This is a genomic window from Streptomyces sp. NBC_00029 (assembly GCF_045160505.1).
GTDB lineage: Bacteria > Actinomycetota > Actinomycetes > Streptomycetales > Streptomycetaceae > Streptomyces.
Genome location: NZ_CP108292.1, coordinates 2,957,678 through 2,974,255, shown reverse-complemented (window position 1 = coordinate 2,974,255; position 16,578 = coordinate 2,957,678). Strand labels below are relative to the sequence as shown.

The following is a 16,578-nucleotide window of genomic DNA, read 5'->3' as shown; positions in this document are numbered from 1 at the left end:
GCTGGTTTTCCAGCCCCGCCGGCGATTGAGGCGCGGGCGCGGAGCGCCGTGGGGTGGCGCCCGCCAGGGCACGCGCGTCCGGCGAAGGACAACGACGCACCCCCGAATCCCGCCGAGCCCGCGCAGCGACCCGGCAGGATGGGGGGATGCGGATTGCTGTCACCGGGGCGACCGGGCTCATCGGAAGTGCACTCGTGCGGTCCCTTCGGGCGGACGCGCACGAGGTCGTGCGGTTCGTGCGGCGGGAGCCCGCCGCAGCCGACGAGGCGCGGTGGGACCCCGCGCGCGGGTACGTGGATCCCGCCGGGCTGGCCGGCTGCGGGGCCGTCGTGCACCTGGCCGGGGCCGGGGTCGGGGACCACCGGTGGACGGCCGCGTACAAGCGGGAGATCCGCGACAGCCGGGTGCTCGGCACGGCCGCGCTCGCGACCGCCCTCGCCGCCCTCGACGAGCCGCCCACCGTCCTGGTCAGCGGTTCGGCCGTCGGCTACTACGGCGACACCGGCGACCGGGCCGTGGACGAGAGCGCCCCGGCCGGGCGCGGGTTCCTGCCCTCGGTCTGCGTGGAGTGGGAGGCGGCCGCCGCCCCGGCCCGGGCGGCCGGGATCCGGACCGCGTTCGCCCGTACCGGCCTGGTCGTCGCCGGGGAGGGCGGGGCCTGGGGGCGGATGTTCCCCCTCTTCCGCGCGGGACTCGGCGGCCGGCTCGGCAACGGCCGCCAGTACTGGTCGTACATCTCCCTCCGGGACGAGATCGCGGCCCTGCGGCACATCATCGACACCCCCGGCCTGGCCGGCCCGGTCAACCTCACCGCCCCGGAGCCGCTGACCAACCGCCAGGTCACCGAGGCCATGGCGCGGGTGCTGCACCGGCCGGCCGTGCTGCCCGTACCGGCCGTGGCCCTGCGCGTCGCGCTCGGGGAGTTCTCCGAGGACGTGCTGGGCAGTCAGCGGGCCCGGCCCGTCCGGCTGCTGGAGTCCGGCTTCGTCTTCACGGACCCGGGCATCGAGCAGGCGATCCGCGCCGCGCTCTGAGCTCCGCGCCACGCTCCGGGATGCGTGCCGCACTCCGAGATCCGCGCCGCGCTCTGAGCTGTGTGTGCGACCGCCGTGCGACCGTTTGTGACCCGTATGCGACCGCTGTGCGACCGGAGTTGACCGCAATACCACACCGAACTCGGGTTCCCCTTTAACCGGTTGGGGGAAGGAGGATCCCCACACAGCCGCGCCGACCTCGGGGAGGGGCACGTGCTCAGCAGCGCACACCATGCCGCACACCATGCGGACGTCGTCATCGTAGGAGCCGGAGTCTCAGGACTCGCGGCAGCGCAGCACCTGATCGCCGCCGGAGTCACGGTCACCGTCCTCGAAGCCGCGGACGACCCCGGCGGGCGGATGGCCACCGAGTCCGCCGACGGGTTCCGGCTCGACCGGATCGGCCAACTGCTCAACACCACGTACACGGAGCTCGAACGCACCCCGGGCCTGCGGGCCCTGACCCTGCGCCCCTTCACACCGGGCGTCCTCGTCCACACCGACGGGAAACAGCTCCGGGTCGGGGTCCTCACTCCGGCCCGGGCCCTGGCCAGCCGCTCCCTCGACCAGGCCCGGATCAGCGCCGCCCTCGGCCGGTTCGCCACCCTGTCCGAGGAGAAGCTCCTCGCCCGTCCCGAACGCACCGCGCACGCCGCCCTGCGCTCCCGCGCTCTGCCGGCACGCACCCTGAACGGGGTGCTCCGCCCCCTGCTCGCCACCCTGCTGCGCGACCCGGAGCTCACCACCTCCAGCCGGGTCGCCGACCTCGCCCTGCGCACCTTCGCCCGTGGCCGGCTCGCCGTGCCCGAGGGCGGCGCGGCGGTCCTGCCGGACCTGCTCGCCGCCGCCCTGCCGCCCGGCACCGTACGAACCGGAGTGCGGGTCCGGTCGGTGGCGACCAACCTGGTCACCACCGAGGAGCACGGCGACTTCCGCTGCCGGTCCGTCCTCCTGGCCACCGGGGCCCGCGCCGCCGCCGAACTCCTGCCCGGCCTGCGCGTGCCCGCCTTCCACGAGGTCACCGTCCTGCACCACGCCACCACCACACCCCTGCCCAGGGACGGCTCGCTGCTCGTGGACGGCGACCCCAACTGGCCCGTCTCCCACACAGCCGTGATGAGTGCGGTCGACCCGACCCGGGCCCCCGCCGGCCGGAGCCTGGTCACCACTACCGTGCTCGGCCCGCCGCCGCCCGCGCGCACGGTCGCCGCGCGGCTCGCCCGGCTCTACGACACCCCCACCCGCGAGTGGGAGCTGCTGGCCGTCCACCACACCTCGGAGGCGGTCCCCGCGATGCCCCCGCCGTACGACCTGCGGCGTCCGGTACGGGTGCTGGCCGGGCTGTACGTGTGCGGTGACCACCGCGACACCAACACCGTCCAGGGAGCCCTGCACTCGGCCCGCCGGGCGGCCGGCGCCGTCCTGCGCGACTTCGGCATCCCGCTCCCGGTCGCCCCGGAGCCCGCACTCCCGGTGGCGGCCTGAGAACCACTCGACGACGCCGGCGGGGCCGTGATGCGGCCCCGCCGGCGTTCGGGGTTCGGGGCCCGGGGACCGGGCAGCGGACCCGCCGGTTCACGACAGGGCGGCCACCCGGTCCCGGTAGGTCCGCACGGCCGAGGCGTCCCGGTACGGCTCCAGCCGCCGCTCGAAGTCCCTTACGTACTCGACCGCGCGCACCGACCGCATCTCCATCGCCTGCTGCGCCGCCTCCGCGCCCAGCGCGCACGCCTGGTCCAGCTCGCCCAGCCCCAGCCGGGCCGTGGCCAGCACCACCCGGCAGAACAGCCGGGACCGCGCGTACCCCGGCGACCTCAGCTGCAGGGACCGCTCCGCGTGCTGTGCCGAGGCCCGGTACTGCTGGAGGTCCCGGTGGCAGTGCCCGAACTCGTCCGCCAGCTGCGCCTCGTCGAAGAACCGGGCCCAGTGCGGTACGTCGTCCCCCGGCCGGGCCGCGCCCAGCGCCCGCTCGGCCCGCACCAGGGACGCGGTCGACGCGCGGACCTCGCCGAGGACCGCGTGCCCGCGCGCCTCCGCCGAGTGGAGCAGCGCCTGCACCACCGGCGGCGGGCCGGAGCCCACGCCCTGCTGGGCCACCCGGGCCAGCTGCACGGCCTCGCGCCCGTGGCCGAGGTAGACCGCCTGGCGGCTCATGGTGACCAGCACGTACGAGCCGTAGGGGCGGTCCGCGGCCGCCTGCGCGAGCCGCAGGGCCTGCACGAAGTACCGCTGGGCGAGCCCGTGCGCGGCGATGTCGTACGAGGTCCAGCCCGCGAGCCGGGTCAGATCGGCGGCGGCCGAGAACAGCCGCCGCCCCGTGGTCTCCCCGTAGGTCCCGCGGAGCATCGGCTCGGCCTCGTGCTCCAGGTAGCGCACCAGGGCCTGGCGGGCGTGCCCGCCGCCGTAGGCCTGGTCCAGGGTCCGGAACAGCTCGCTCACCGATCTCAGCGCGGCGATGTCCCCGCTCGTCACGCGCTGCCCGGGGCCGCGGTCGATCTGCCGCTGCCGGGGCACCGAGGCCCGCCCCTGCAGCGGGACGCGGGCCGCGGCGGGCTCGGCGCCGCGGCCGACCCGTTCGTCGGCCCGCCCGATCAGCCAGTCCCGGCTGGGCACCACCAGCCCGGCCGGGGTGAAGGCGATCTTCCGGAGCTCGGCGTGGGAGCCGGAGTCCTTGCGCCACAGTCCGCTCGCGATGTCGACGGCCTCCTCGGGGGTGGCCGCGAACTCCAGCCCCGCGTACACGGGCGCGCAGGCGTCCAGGCCCAGGTCCTGGGCGGACAGCCGCCGTCCGAGGCGGCGGGTGAAGACCTCGGCGATCAGCGCGGGGGTGGTTCCGCGGGGCTGCTGCCCGCGCAGCCACCGCGTGACCGAGGTCTTGTCGTACCGCAGATCGAGACCGTGCTCCAGGCCGAGCTGGTCGACGCGGCGGGCGAGCCCGGCGTTGGAGAACCCGGCTTCCGCGATCAGCGCCGCGAGCTGCCGGTTGGGGACGCGCTGGGCAGGTCGTTCCGTCATCGGCTCCACGGTTTCCTGACGTGACGGACCGGAGTCCCGGCCCTGTGAACGGCGTGAATGTAGCGGCGAACTTCGCCGATGCCGCCCTCTCTGCCCCACATTCATCCGATCGTGTGCAGAATGCGTAGGGCCCTTTACGGACCGGCCCCCTCCGCCCGCGTACGCTGCGGCCCATGACCCCTCGGCCCCACGGGGCGCACCTCCCCGAGGAGCGAACCGAATCCACCGCACCCCTGCCCCCGCCCGAACTGACCGAGGCGGAGTGCCGCCGCTGCGGCACCTACATCGCGGGGCTCGACGGCCGGTACGCGTGCGGGGTGTGCGGCTGGGTGAACGACCACTCGGAGGGCCACCGGCGGCTGCCGCGCGCCGACGAGGACCCGGACCGGCCGCCCAAGGGACGGCGCCGGCCGAAGCAGCTGCCGTGGCCGCTCGTGGAGCCTGCGCCGGGGCCCTGAAGGGGCCGGCACGGGTCGCCGTACTCTTGCTCAGTGAGGTACGTGCACACAGCAGGTTCAATGAGGAGGCGCTGCGGTGGCTGAGCTGGGGTTTGTCCATCTGGGCTTCGGCCCGGATTCCGTCGAGTACACCGTGGCCTGGGAAGAACAGCGCAGGGTGCACGCGGCCCGCTTCGCGGACGAGATCGAGGACACCTGCCTGCTGCTGGAACACCTGCCGGTCTACACGGCGGGCCGGCGCACCGACCCCAGCGAGCGCCCGCTCGACGGAACCCCCGTCGTGGACGTGGACCGCGGCGGCAAGATCACCTGGCACGGCCCGGGCCAGCTGGTCGGCTACCCGATCATGAAGCTGCCCCGCCCGGTGGACGTGGTCGCGCACGTCCGCCGCCTGGAGGACGCCCTGATCCGCACCGCCGCCGAGTTCGGCCTGGAGACCACCCGGGTCGAGGGCCGCTCCGGGGTGTGGGTGCTCGGGGACCCGGTCGAGGAGCGTCCCAGGCTCGGCGGGCTGTCGCTGGAGTTCGACCCGCGGCTGCACGACGAGGAGTTCGACGCCCGTCTGAACGGCCCCGAGTACGCTCCGTCCAACGCCGGCCAGCGCCGCGAGGACCGCAAGCTCGCCGCCATCGGCATCCGGGTCGCCAAGGGCGTCACGATGCACGGCTTCGCGATCAACGTGAACCCGGACAGCACCTGGTTCGACCGGATCATCCCCTGCGGGATCCGGGACGCCGGTGTGACCTCGCTCTCGTACGAACTGGGCCGCGAGATCACCATCGCCGAGGTCCTGCCGGTCGCCGAACGGCACCTGAAGGACGTACTGGAGCACGCGGAGCTGCGGCCCCGCGAAATAGAGCCTGCCGTGGGCGCCTAGCCCTCGGGAATGCACTCGGCCGTCCATAGGTTGGCCGACGTAAGAGCGTATGAAATTACGGGCGTACCCTGGTGGGCGCCGAACAATCGAAGTCACAGGGAGCCGGTCGTGTCCGCAGTCGCACCCGACGGACGCAAGATGCTGCGCCTGGAGGTCCGTAACGCCCAGACGCCCATCGAGCGCAAGCCCGAGTGGATCAAGACCCGGGCGAAGATGGGTCCCGAGTACACCAAGATGCAGGCCCTGGTGAAGGGCGAAGGACTGCACACGGTGTGCCAGGAAGCCGGTTGTCCGAACATCTACGAATGCTGGGAGGACCGCGAGGCCACCTTCCTCATCGGTGGTGACCAGTGCACCCGGCGCTGTGACTTCTGCCAGATCGACACGGGCAAGCCCGAGGCGCTGGACCGTGACGAGCCGCGGCGCGTCGGCGAGTCCGTGGTCACGATGGACCTGAACTACGCCACCATCACGGGCGTCGCGCGCGACGACCTGGCCGACGGCGGTGCCTGGCTGTACGCGGAGACCGTGCGCCAGATCCACCAGCAGACGGCGGGCCGTGAGGCCGGCCACACCAAGGTCGAGCTGCTGGCCCCCGACTTCAACGCGGTGCCGGAGCTGCTGGAGGAGGTCTTCGCCTCCCGCCCCGAGGTCTTCGCGCACAACGTCGAGACGGTGCCGCGGATCTTCAAGCGGATCCGCCCCGGCTTCCGCTACGAGCGCTCGCTCGAGGTGATCACCAAGGCCCGTGCCTACGGCCTGGTGACCAAGTCGAACCTGATCCTCGGCATGGGCGAGGAGCGCGAGGAGGTCTCGCAGGCCCTGAAGGACCTGCACGAGGCCGGCTGCGAGCTCATCACCATCACCCAGTACCTGCGCCCCTCGCCGCGCCACCACCCCGTCGAGCGCTGGGTGAAGCCGGCCGAGTTCGTGGAGCTGGCGAAGGAGGCCGAGGAGATCGGCTACTCCGGCGTGATGTCCGGCCCGCTGGTCCGGTCTTCGTATCGTGCGGGTCGCCTCTACCAGCAGGCGATGGAGAAGCGCAGCCGAGTCTGAGTGCAGGTTGAGGGTCCGCCCGAGGTACGAGGGCGGGTGCTCGGCCGGAGCGGTACGAGGCGGAGCCCGACCGCAGGCACGAAGAAGCGCGCGAGCGTCTGATCGCCCGACCGCCCGCGTGATCGTCCCTGCGGCGAACGTGTGAAGTCGAGCACAAAGCGTTACTACCGAGTAACACCGCGCCGACGCGGCCCCTAGGCTCTTCCCGAGGAAGAGTCCGGCGGGCCGCGTCAGTGTTTGCAACGTGTACATCACATTTGACCGACCGGTCATGCCCTGGTAACACCAGTCAGTGACGATTGGTCCACGCACCGCACACACCGCTCGCATCACACAGAGGGCGAGCATCGTGAAAGGGATCGACATCATGCAGGCCGCGCCCGTACGCGCCATTGCCATCCCGACCTTCTCCGACGCCTTCCGGGGCATCGAGTCCCTGTTGATGAGCGGGGCCCGTCGCAACGCCTGGACGGCGGTCCTGGAGGACCGCAAGAGGGCCAAGGACCGGGTCGAAACCGAACACGTACTTGAGGCTGCGGCTACCCGAACCCCGCAGGCCACGTAAACTTCGCTGTATGGCGAGGAAGTCAAACGCAGAGACTGCTGCGAACCCCGGGCGACTGAAGCAGATCGCCCTGACGTACAAGATGACGCGCAAGGCGGACCCGAAGGTCGGTCTGATCGTCGCGGGCGTGGGAATCATCACCTTCGGTGTCTTTCTTGCGATCGGCTTCCTGATCGACCACGAGATCTACCTGGGGGCCCTGGGCTTCCTGGTGGCTTTCCTCGCGATGGCGATCGTCTTCGGGCGGCGGGCCGAGCGTGCTGCCTTCGGGCAGATGGAGGGACAGCCGGGAGCGGCCGCGGCCGTACTGGACAACGTGGGACGGGGCTGGACGACCACCCCGGCCGTCGCGATGACCCGACAGCAGGACATCGTCCACCGGGCCGTCGGCAAGGCCGGCGTCGTGCTGATCGCCGAGGGCAACCCGAACCGCGTGAAGCCGCTGCTCGCGAACGAGAAGAAGAAGCTGGCCCGGATCATGCCGGACGTGCCGGTGCACGACTTCATCGTGGGCACGGGCGAGGGCGAGGTGCCGCTCAAGAAGGTGCGCACCACCCTGCTCAAGCTGCCGCGCGTGCTGGCCGGCCCGCAGATCACCCAGGTCAACGACAAGCTGCGCGCCATGGGTGACCTCATGAGCAACATGCCGCTGCCGAAGGGCCCCATGCCGAAGGGCATGAAGATGCCGCGCGGCGGAAAGATGCGCTGACCCGGTCACCTGATTTTCGTATACGACACAGGGGTGCCCCCCGAGCCCGCAGGCTCGGGGGGCACCCCTGTGTCGTACGCGTGCTGCCGGAGTCCGGATGCGGTTCCTAGATGCGGACCTGGACGGCGCGGGCGAGCCGGTCGTGCAGGCCGCGGCCGTCGCGGTCCCAGATCAGCGCCGGGATGACCAGGGCGAGCAGCAGCGTGCGCAGGACCACGCGGAGGATGCCGAGGCGGCCGCCGGACTCCGAAATCACCCGGAGGCCCAGGATCCGCTTGCCGGGGGTGAAGCCCACGGTGCCGACCGTCAGGATCGTGAGAACCAGGAAGAGCCCGAGGGTCCAGTCGCCCGTCGCGGCCAGGTTGCCGCCGGTGATCAGCCCGTAGGCAATCAGCTGGCAGCCGATCCAGTCGATTGCGACGGCTCCGAGCCGACGCCCGAACCGTGCCACCGAGCCGGGCCCCTGCTGCGGCAGGCCGAGCCGCTGGCCCGGATAGCCGAAGTCGACGCCCATCTCCTCGGCGGCCGCGCGGGGGCCGGAGAGCCAGGATCCGATTGCCTGTCTGTTGTCCACCCGAACACGGTACCCGTGGCGTCGCACGGCCCTGTGCCGGGACCCTGGTTAACTTGTGCGAAACAAATGGGTCATGCTTGGGAAATCCCGTCTGCTTATGGTCGGGTCAGCGTGCGGCACCGCACTGACGCACCACGAGCTAAAAAAACCCGTCCCTGCCCCGGGGCCGGGAGTAGGAGGAGTTGGATGTTCCAGAACGCCGACGAAGTGAAGCAGTACATCGAGGAGAACGACGTCAAGTTCGTTGACGTCCGCTTCTGCGACCTGCCTGGTGTGATGCAGCACTTCACCATCCCGGGGCGCGCGTTCGACCCGAACGAGGAGCTCGCCTTCGACGGCTCCTCGATCCGCGGCTTCCAGGCGATCCACGAGTCCGACATGGCGCTGCGTGCCGACATCAGCACCGCGCGTCTGGACCCGTTCCGCAAGGACAAGACGCTCAACATCAACTTCTTCATCCACGACCCGATCACGGGCGAGGCCTACAGCCGCGACCCGCGCAACATCGCGAAGAAGGCCGAGGCGTACCTCGCCTCCACCGGCATCGCCGACACCGCGTACTTCGGCCCCGAGGCCGAGTTCTACGTGTTCGACAGCGTGCGCTTCGCGACCACCGCGAACGAGAGCTTCTACCACATCGACTCCGAGGCCGGAGCGTGGAACACCGGCTCCGAGGAGAACAACCGTGGTTACAAGGTCCGCTACAAGGGTGGTTACTTCCCCGTAGCCCCGGTCGACCACTTCGCCGACCTGCGCGCCGAGATCTCCCTCGAGCTGGACGCCCAGGGCCTCCAGGTCGAGCGTCAGCACCACGAGGTCGGCACCGGTGGCCAGGCCGAGATCAACTACAAGTTCAACACGCTGCTCGCCGCGGCCGACGACCTGATGCTCTTCAAGTACATCGTGAAGAACGTCGCCTGGCGCAACGGCAAGACCGCGACCTTCATGCCGAAGCCGATCTTCGGTGACAACGGCTCGGGCATGCACGTGCACCAGTCGCTGTGGGCGAACGGCGACCCGCTGTTCTACGACGAGGCCGGCTACGCGGGCCTGTCGGACACCGCGCGCTACTACATCGGCGGCATTCTCAAGCACGCCCCGTCGCTGCTGGCGTTCACCAACCCGACGGTGAACTCCTACCACCGCCTGGTTCCGGGCTTCGAGGCGCCGGTCAACATGGTGTACTCGCAGCGCAACCGCTCCGCCGCGATGCGCATCCCGATCACGGGCTCGAACCCGAAGGCCAAGCGCGTCGAGTTCCGCGCCCCGGACCCGTCGTCCAACCCGTACCTCGCCTTCGCGGCGCTGCTGCTCGCGGGCCTCGACGGCGTGAAGAACAAGATCGAGCCGATGGAGCCGATCGACAAGGACCTCTACGAGCTCTCGCCCGACGAGCACGCGAGCGTCCCGCAGGTCCCGACCAGCCTCGAGGACGTCCTCAAGGCCCTGGAGGAGGACCACGAGTACCTCCTGGCCGGCGGTGTCTTCACCCCCGACCTGATCGAGACCTGGATCGACTACAAGCGCACGCACGAGATCGCCCCGATCGCGCAGCGTCCGCACCCGCACGAGTTCGAGCTGTACTTCGACCTCTAAAAATGCCTGATGGGAGGCCCCCCGCCACTCTCTTCGGAGAGCGGCGGGGGGCCTTTCCGCTTTGACAGGGCCGCATGGGCGAGTGAGGGTGGAAATGACCTAAAAAGCTCATAAGCGAGACATGTGCGGAGGTGCATGAGAATGCGCCGTAAGATCGTTGCGGCAGCCATGGCGGGCGCCGCGGGAATCGCGATAGGTCTGCTGCCCGTCGCCAGCGCCTCGGCTTCGGTCGTCACCGGCAGTGGTGGCGGCGGAGGGAACGGCGGCTACGACTGCTGGCGCTACCCCTCGAACCGCTCCGACGCCCGGTGGGACGCCTGCTGCAACCACGACTGGCGCAACCGGCCCAGCTGGTGCTGGGACCAGGGCGGCGTCGGCGGATACAACGACAACTGGCGCGACAACCACAACTGGCGCGACTGGTCGAACTGGAACGACTCCGGCCGTGGTGGCAACGGTGACTGGCGCAACCACGACGACTGGGGCAACGGCCGTGGCGGCAATGGCAACGGTGACTGGGGCAACGGTCGCGGTGGCAACGGCGACTGGGGCAACGGCCGTGGCGGTAACGGCGGCGACGGCGGCGGCAACTGGGGTGGCGGCGGCGGTCGCGGTGGTGACGGCGGCGGCAGCTGGGGTGGCGGCGGCGGTCGCGGTGGCGACGGCGGCAACGGCAGCTGGGGTGGCGGCGGCGGTGGAGGGGGTGGCGGAGGCGGCGGAGGCGGCTGGGGTGGTCGCTGAGCCCCACCGGGACGCCTAGGGCCCACGGGTCCGATCCCGTACCCCGAACCGATCGATGCGATGCGATGCCCCTGCTCCTCCGGGCCTACCGGAGGAGCAGGGGCATCGCTCCTGTGAGGTCGCGCAGGCAGCGGACCGCGAGTTCCGCGGGAGAGCCCGGACCGGAGACCGGGGCGTCCGTCGTCGACCACAGCTCCAGCGTGACGCGGATCGCGTCCGTGGCCGCCGCGGCGAGCAGACGTACTTCCAGCGGGTCGGCCTCCGGGCCCACCAGCCGGGTGATCACCGGGACCAGATGCTCCTCGGAGTCCTGGTTCACGCGGTACCAGACCGCGCGCAGGGCCTGGTCGTCCACCGCCGCGCGCAGCAGCCCGCGGGTCACCTCCAGGCCCTCCTCGACCGCCTGCTGTCCGCTCAGCGACCGGGTCACCGCGCGCTCCAGCGCCTCGGCCAGCGGGGTCCCGGGGTGCTCCTCGGCGAGCAGGGCGCGCCACGCGTCGCCGCCGCCCGCCAGCAGCGGGGCCACCGCCTCCTGCTTGTTGCGGAAGTAGCGGTAGAAGGTGCGCAGTGCCACCCCGGCGCGGTGGGCGATGTCCTCGGCGGTGGTGCCGTCCGGGCCGTGTTCGGCGAACAGCTCGCAGGCCGCGCGGGCGATGTCGAGCTGGGTGGCGGCCTTGCGGCGCTCGGTCAGCGACTGGGTTCCGGGGCCGGCCTGGGGAGCGTACGGACGTGGGGATCTCACGAGTGAAGCGTACCCTCCGCGAACCTCGACAATTACATCCTTTGTCGCCATGGCAAAACGTGACATGACTTCGGTACGCTCGCGCCATGAACCGTTACGAAGGACGTCGCGTCCTCATCACCGGCGGTGGCTCCGGCATCGGACAGGCCACCGTTCACCGCATCCTCGCCGAGGGCGGCCGGGTCCACACCGTGGACGTCAGCGAGGCCGGCCTGAAGGCCACCGCCGACCGCGCCGCCGCCGACGGGCACGCGGCCCGGCTCACCACCGCGCTCCTCGACATATCCGACGAGAACGCCGTCAAGGAGGGCGTGGCCACCGCGGTCGCTGCCCTCGGCGGGATCGACGTACTGGTCAACGCCGCCGGCATCCTGCGCTCGGCGCACACCCACCGGACCACGCTCGACCTCTGGAACCAGGTCATCGGGGTCAACCTGACCGGCACCTTCCTGATGATCCGCGAGGCCCTGCCGGCGCTGCTCGCGGGCGACCGGCCGGCCGTCGTGAACTTCAGCTCCACCTCGGCGTCCTTCGCCCACCCCTACATGTCCGCCTACGCGGCCAGCAAGGGCGGCATCCAGTCCATGACCCACGCGCTGGCCGCCGAGTACAGCAAGCAGGGCCTGCGCTTCGTCAGCGTCGCACCCGGCTCCATCGAAAGCGGCATGACCACCGGCAGCGGCCCCGGCCTGCCGGAGGACACCGACTGGTCGCTCTTCACCAAGCTCGCCCCGGCCCTCGGCCAGGGCTTCGCCGGCCCGCAGACGGTCGCCGGCGTCGTCGCCATGCTGGGCTCCGAGGACGGGGCCTTCATCACCGGCACGGAGATCCGCATCGACGGCGGCACGCACTACTGAGCAGCCTGTCCAGGCTGCTCAGGCTCAGGCGCAGGCCCCAAGTTCAGGCTGCTCAGGCTGCTCACGTGATGTGATCAAGCACGGAACCGGTCCCACAGCCGGGGGTAGCGCTCCGCGAGCACGGCTTCGTTCTCGAAGTCCAGCGGGGCGCCCTCCGGCTCCGCCGCCTGCAGCGGGATCCCCAGGTCCGGCGCCACCGCCCCGGTCAGCTGCTCGTACGCCTCGTCCGCCGCGTACCCCAGCTCCTCGCCGTCCCCGTCGATCTCCTCGTCGAACTCGCCCAGGAGTTCCGCCAGCTGGTCCGGATCGTGCACCCCGCCCTCGAACACCTCCCGCCCCTGCCCGATGAGCCAGCAGCGGAAGTAGTCGAAGGCGTCGTCGCTCGCCCCGTCGAGCAGCACCCAAGAGGCCCCCCACAGGTCCCAGGTGTACGCCCGGTTGTACCGGGACTCGAAGTGCCGGGCGAAGTCCAGGACGGAGTCCGGGTCGAGCTGTGCGAGCCGTTCCACGAGCAGCTCGGCGTGTTCCTCGGGGTCGCCGTCGGCGGCCTCGCGGGTACGGTCGATGATCTCCCAGAACTCCGTCTCGTCCATCACCGCTCCAGCATCACGGGTTCACCCCGGCGCCGCCACCGCGCATACGGCCAAAGGCCGGTGTCCGACCCCCTCGACGGGGGTGGGCACCGGCCTTCACCGTGCTGTGCGCGGGCGCGGGACCTTACAGGCCGTAGCGCTCCCGGGCCTCCTTGACGGAGGACGCGGGTACCTCGCCGCGGCGGGCGAGCTGGGCCAGCGCGGCCACCACGATCGACTGGGGGTCGACACCGAAGTGGCGGCGGGCGCCCTCACGGGTGTCGGACAGGCCGAAGCCGTCCGTACCGAGCGAGGTGTAGTCCTGCTCCACCCACTGGCTGATCTGGTCCGGGACCTGGCGCATCCAGTCGGACACCGCGAGGACGGGGCCGGCGGCACCCTCCAGCGCGCGGGTGACGAACGGGGTGCGCACCTCGCCGCGCAGCAGCGCCTCGTCGCACTCCAGCGCGTCGCGCCGCAGCTCGCCCCAGGAGGTGGCGGACCAGACGTCGGCGGCCACGTTCCACTCGGCGGCCAGCAGCTTCTGGGCCTCCAGGATCCAGTGGATCGCCGTGCCCGAGGCCATCAGCTGGACCTTGGGGGCGTCGGCGGCCGGGGCCGCCTCCGCCAGGTCCGCCGCCGTGTTGAAGCGGTAGAGGCCCTTGAGGATGCCCTCTTCCACGCCCTCCGGCATGGCGGGCTGCACCTTCGGCTCGTTGTAGACCGTCAGGTAGTAGAAGACGTCTTCCGGCGTCTGGCCGTACATCCGGCGCAGACCGTCCTTGACGATCACCGCGATCTCGTACGCGAAGGCCGGGTCGTAGTTGAGCGACGCCGGGTTCGTGGACGCGATCAGGTGCGAGTGGCCGTCCGCGTGCTGCAGGCCCTCACCGGTCAGGGTCGTACGACCGGCGGTGGCGCCGACGATGAAGCCCTTGCCGAGCTGGTCGGCGAGCTGCCACATCTGGTCGGCGGTGCGCTGCCAGCCGAACATCGAGTAGAAGATGTAGAACGGGATCATCGGCTCGCCGTGCGTCGCGTACGACGTGCAGGCGGCGATGAAGTCGGCCATGGCGCCGGCCTCGGTGATCCCCTCGTTGAGGATCTGGCCGTCCTTGGCTTCCTTGTAGTACATGAGCTGGTCGCGGTCGACCGGTTCGTACGTCTGGCCCAGCGGCGAGTAGATGCCGGCCGACGGGAAGAGGGACTCCATACCGAAGGTACGGGCCTCGTCGGGGACGATCGGCACCCAGCGCTTGCCGGTCTCCTTGTCCCGCATCAGGTCCTTGACGAGCCGGACGAAGGCCATGGTGGTGGCCATCTCCTGCTTGCCGGAACCCTTGAGCAGCGGGGCGAAGGAACGGTCCGCGGGGGCGGGCAGGGCCACGTGCTTGACCTTGCGGGCCGGGGCGGGGCCGCCGAGCGCCGCGCGGCGCTCGTTCAGGTACTGGACCTCGGGGCTGTTCGCGCCCGGGTGGCCGTACGGGACCTGGCCGTCGGCGAAGGCGCTGTCCGGGATCGGGAGGCCAAGGAGGTCACGCATGTCCTTGAACTCGTCGATCGTCAGCTTCTTCATCTGGTGGTTCGCGTTCTTCGACTCGAACCCGGCACCCAGCGTGTAGCCCTTGACGGTCTGCGCGAGGATGACCGTCGGCGCACCCTTGTGCTCCAGGGCGGCCTTGTACGCGGCGTAGACCTTGCGGGGCTCGTGGCCGCCGCGGGAGCTGTGGAAGCACTCGGCGATCTTCGCGTCGGTGAGCACGCCGGCCAGCTGCACCAGGTCGGCGTTGGCGCCGAAGAAGTGCTGGCGGATGTAGGCCACGTCGCGGGTCGCGTACGTCTGGAACTGCGCGTCCGGTACCTCGCGCAGGCGGCGTACGAGGGCGCCCGTGGTGTCGAGCTGGAACAGCTCGTCCCAGGCGGAGCCCCACAGCGACTTGATGACGTTCCAGCCGGCGCCGCGGAACTGGGCCTCCAGCTCCTGGACCACGCGGAAGTTGGCGCGGACCGGACCGTCGAGGCGCTGCAGGTTGCAGTTGATGACGAAGGTCAGGTTGTCGAGCTGCTCGCGGGAGGCGAGGGCCAGGGCGGCGGTCGACTCGGGCTCGTCCATCTCGCCGTCGCCCAGGAAGGCCCAGACGTGCGAGTTGGCGGTGTCCTTGATGCTGCGGTTCTGCAGGTAGCGGTTGAAACGCGCCTGGTAGATCGCGGACAGCGGGCCGAGGCCCATGGACACCGTCGGGAACTCCCACAGCCACGGCAGGCGCCGGGGGTGCGGGTAGGACGGCAGGCCGTTGCCGCCGGACTCCTGGCGGAAGTTGTCGAGCTGCTGCTCGGAGACCCGGCCGTCGAGGAAGGCGCGGGCGTAGATGCCGGGGGAGGCGTGGCCCTGGATGTAGAGCTGGTCGCCCGATCCGTCGGCCTCCTTCCCGCGGAAGAAGTGCTGGAAGCCGGTCTCGTAGAGCCACGCGGCGGAGGCGAAGGTGGCGATGTGGCCGCCGACGCCGTACTTGGAACCGCGGGTCACCATGGCGGCCGCGTTCCAGCGGTTCCACGCGGTGATCCTGGCTTCCATCGCCTCGTCACCGGGGAACTCGGGCTCCGCGGCGGTCGGGATGGTGTTGACGTAGTCCGTCTCCAGCAGCTTGGGCAGGGCGAGGCCGGCGGCCTCGGCGTGCTGGAGCGTGCGGCGGAGCAGGTATTCGGCGCGGCGCGTACCGGCGGCCTGTGCGACGGCGTCGAGGGAGGCCGCCCATTCGGCGGTCTCCTCGGTGTCGCGATCCGGGAGCTGGTCGAGCTCGCTCGGAAGCTTTCCTACGGGGTCGGACATTGCTGTGCGCCGCCTTCCGGACAAAGGAGAGGTGGTGAAAAAATCCCTGACGGGCAGGACAGGGTCGGTGGACCTGGTTGAGGTCCGCGACGACTGTAAATCGCTGATCGATGATCGATCAAATGAAAGTGACGAAGAAACGTCCATCCGGCGAAAGTCGGCACCGCGTGCCAGAGAAAAAGGCACGCGGTGCCGGGCAAACCGGGGCAAACAAGCCCGCTCTCAGTCGATCAAGCGCGCGGGGCGCACCCCAGGACATGCCGCTTCACGAGCAGCCCGATCTCCGGATCCTGACGGCGGAAGGCCTCGACGAGCGCCTCGTGCTCCTCGGCGTACGACTTCTGGACGGTACCCAGCCAGCGGATCGACAGGGCCGTGAAGACCTCGATGCCCAGGCTCTCCCAGGTGTGCAGCAGCACGCTGTTCCCGGCCGCCCGCACCATCTCCCGGTGGAACCCGACGGTGTGCCGCACCTGGGCGGTCCCGTCCTCGGTCCGGTCGGCCTCCCACAACGCCGCCACGTGCGGCTCCAGGGCCGAGCAGTCGGTCGCGAGCCGCGGCGCGGCCAGCTCGGCCGCGATCTGCTCCAGGCCGGCCCGGACCGGATAGATCTCCTCCAGGTCGGCCGCGGACAGGTTCCGCACGCGCACGCCCTTGTTCGGCGCGGACTCGATCAGCCGCAGGGTCTCCAGCTCGCGCAGGGCCTCCCGCACGGGGGTCTGGCTGACCTCCAGCTCGACGGCGATCCGCCGCTCGACGATCCGCTCACCGGGCTTCCAGCGCCCGCTGACGATCCCCTCCACGATGTGCTCGCGGATCTGCTCGCGCAGCGAGTGCACGACGGGTGGGGTGATCATCGGGGCTTCATCTCCTGATAGGGGCAGGCATCGCTTCGATGCGTAGACAATACGGCCGAGTAGCGCCACCGGATGCGTTCCCGGTCGTGGACGCT

At 70.9% G+C, this 16,578-nt stretch carries 16 protein-coding genes; 10 read left to right on the top strand and 6 right to left on the bottom strand.

The window, feature by feature from the left end:
* Positions 1-146: 146 nt before the first annotated feature.
* A complete protein-coding gene (locus OG753_RS14195) occupies positions 147-1,034 on the top strand; it encodes a TIGR01777 family oxidoreductase (RefSeq protein ID WP_327262155.1) in 888 nt (295 codons plus the stop codon).
* Between the two features lie 213 nt (positions 1,035-1,247).
* Positions 1,248-2,519, top strand: coding sequence for an NAD(P)/FAD-dependent oxidoreductase (locus tag OG753_RS14190; RefSeq protein ID WP_405788635.1), 1,272 nt, complete (start codon positions 1,248-1,250; stop codon positions 2,517-2,519).
* A gap of 90 nt (positions 2,520-2,609) precedes the next feature.
* Here OG753_RS14190 and OG753_RS14185 read toward each other — a convergent pair whose 3' ends face one another.
* Positions 2,610-4,049 (bottom strand): regulator, encoded by a 1,440-nt coding sequence (locus tag OG753_RS14185; RefSeq protein ID WP_383205131.1) that lies wholly within the window; start codon positions 4,047-4,049, stop codon positions 2,610-2,612.
* 173 nt (positions 4,050-4,222) lie between these two features.
* Here OG753_RS14185 and OG753_RS14180 point away from each other — a divergent pair, with 173 nt between their 5' ends.
* From OG753_RS14180 to OG753_RS14160, 5 genes are all read left to right on the top strand, one after another.
* Entirely contained in the window at positions 4,223-4,507 is a 285-nt protein-coding gene (locus OG753_RS14180; protein ID WP_327262152.1) for a hypothetical protein, read from the top strand.
* A 76-nt stretch (positions 4,508-4,583) separates the two neighbouring features.
* Positions 4,584-5,384 (top strand): lipoyl(octanoyl) transferase LipB, encoded by an 801-nt coding sequence (lipB, locus tag OG753_RS14175; protein WP_327262151.1) that lies wholly within the window; start codon positions 4,584-4,586, stop codon positions 5,382-5,384.
* 108 nt (positions 5,385-5,492) lie between these two features.
* Positions 5,493-6,440 (top strand): lipoyl synthase, encoded by a 948-nt coding sequence (lipA, locus tag OG753_RS14170; protein WP_079404752.1) that lies wholly within the window; start codon positions 5,493-5,495, stop codon positions 6,438-6,440.
* A 367-nt stretch (positions 6,441-6,807) separates the two neighbouring features.
* Positions 6,808-7,005 carry a hypothetical protein gene (locus OG753_RS14165; protein ID WP_030389055.1) on the top strand — a complete coding sequence of 66 codons (198 nt, stop codon included), beginning with the start codon at positions 6,808-6,810 and terminating at the stop codon, positions 7,003-7,005.
* Positions 7,006-7,015: 10 nt separating this feature from the next.
* Positions 7,016-7,714, top strand: a complete 699-nt coding sequence (locus OG753_RS14160) for a DUF4191 domain-containing protein (RefSeq protein ID WP_327262150.1) — start codon at positions 7,016-7,018, stop codon at positions 7,712-7,714.
* 106 nt (positions 7,715-7,820) lie between these two features.
* Here the strand turns inward: OG753_RS14160 and OG753_RS14155 are convergent, their stop codons facing one another.
* A complete protein-coding gene (locus tag OG753_RS14155) occupies positions 7,821-8,288 on the bottom strand; it encodes an RDD family protein (RefSeq protein ID WP_327262149.1) in 468 nt (155 codons plus the stop codon).
* A gap of 186 nt (positions 8,289-8,474) precedes the next feature.
* Between OG753_RS14155 and glnA the strand changes: the two genes are divergently transcribed.
* Both glnA and OG753_RS14145 read left to right on the top strand, forming a co-directional pair.
* Positions 8,475-9,884 carry a type I glutamate--ammonia ligase gene (gene glnA / locus OG753_RS14150; protein ID WP_031148608.1) on the top strand — a complete coding sequence of 470 codons (1,410 nt, stop codon included), beginning with the start codon at positions 8,475-8,477 and terminating at the stop codon, positions 9,882-9,884.
* A gap of 141 nt (positions 9,885-10,025) precedes the next feature.
* Positions 10,026-10,625, top strand: coding sequence for a hypothetical protein (locus OG753_RS14145; RefSeq protein ID WP_327262148.1), 600 nt, complete (start codon positions 10,026-10,028; stop codon positions 10,623-10,625).
* Positions 10,626-10,710: 85 nt separating this feature from the next.
* Here the strand turns inward: OG753_RS14145 and OG753_RS14140 are convergent, their stop codons facing one another.
* A complete protein-coding gene (locus OG753_RS14140; protein ID WP_327262147.1) occupies positions 10,711-11,367 on the bottom strand; it encodes a TetR family transcriptional regulator in 657 nt (218 codons plus the stop codon).
* Between the two features lie 86 nt (positions 11,368-11,453).
* Here OG753_RS14140 and OG753_RS14135 point away from each other — a divergent pair, with 86 nt between their 5' ends.
* Positions 11,454-12,224, top strand: coding sequence for an SDR family NAD(P)-dependent oxidoreductase (locus tag OG753_RS14135; protein ID WP_405788632.1), 771 nt, complete (start codon positions 11,454-11,456; stop codon positions 12,222-12,224).
* Between the two features lie 74 nt (positions 12,225-12,298).
* Here OG753_RS14135 and OG753_RS14130 read toward each other — a convergent pair whose 3' ends face one another.
* The 3 genes from OG753_RS14130 to OG753_RS14120 form a co-directional block, all read right to left on the bottom strand.
* Positions 12,299-12,817 (bottom strand): DUF4240 domain-containing protein, encoded by a 519-nt coding sequence (locus OG753_RS14130; RefSeq protein WP_327262145.1) that lies wholly within the window; start codon positions 12,815-12,817, stop codon positions 12,299-12,301.
* 124 nt (positions 12,818-12,941) lie between these two features.
* The gene (gene aceE, locus OG753_RS14125; protein WP_405788631.1) at positions 12,942-15,626 is read right to left on the bottom strand and encodes a pyruvate dehydrogenase (acetyl-transferring), homodimeric type; all 2,685 of its coding nucleotides are present in this window, start codon (positions 15,624-15,626) and stop codon (positions 12,942-12,944) included.
* Between the two features lie 230 nt (positions 15,627-15,856).
* Positions 15,857-16,480: a GntR family transcriptional regulator gene (locus OG753_RS14120; protein WP_327266751.1), complete on the bottom strand. Its 624-nt coding sequence runs from the start codon at positions 16,478-16,480 to the stop codon at positions 15,857-15,859.
* Between the last annotated feature and the right edge of the window lie 98 nt (positions 16,481-16,578).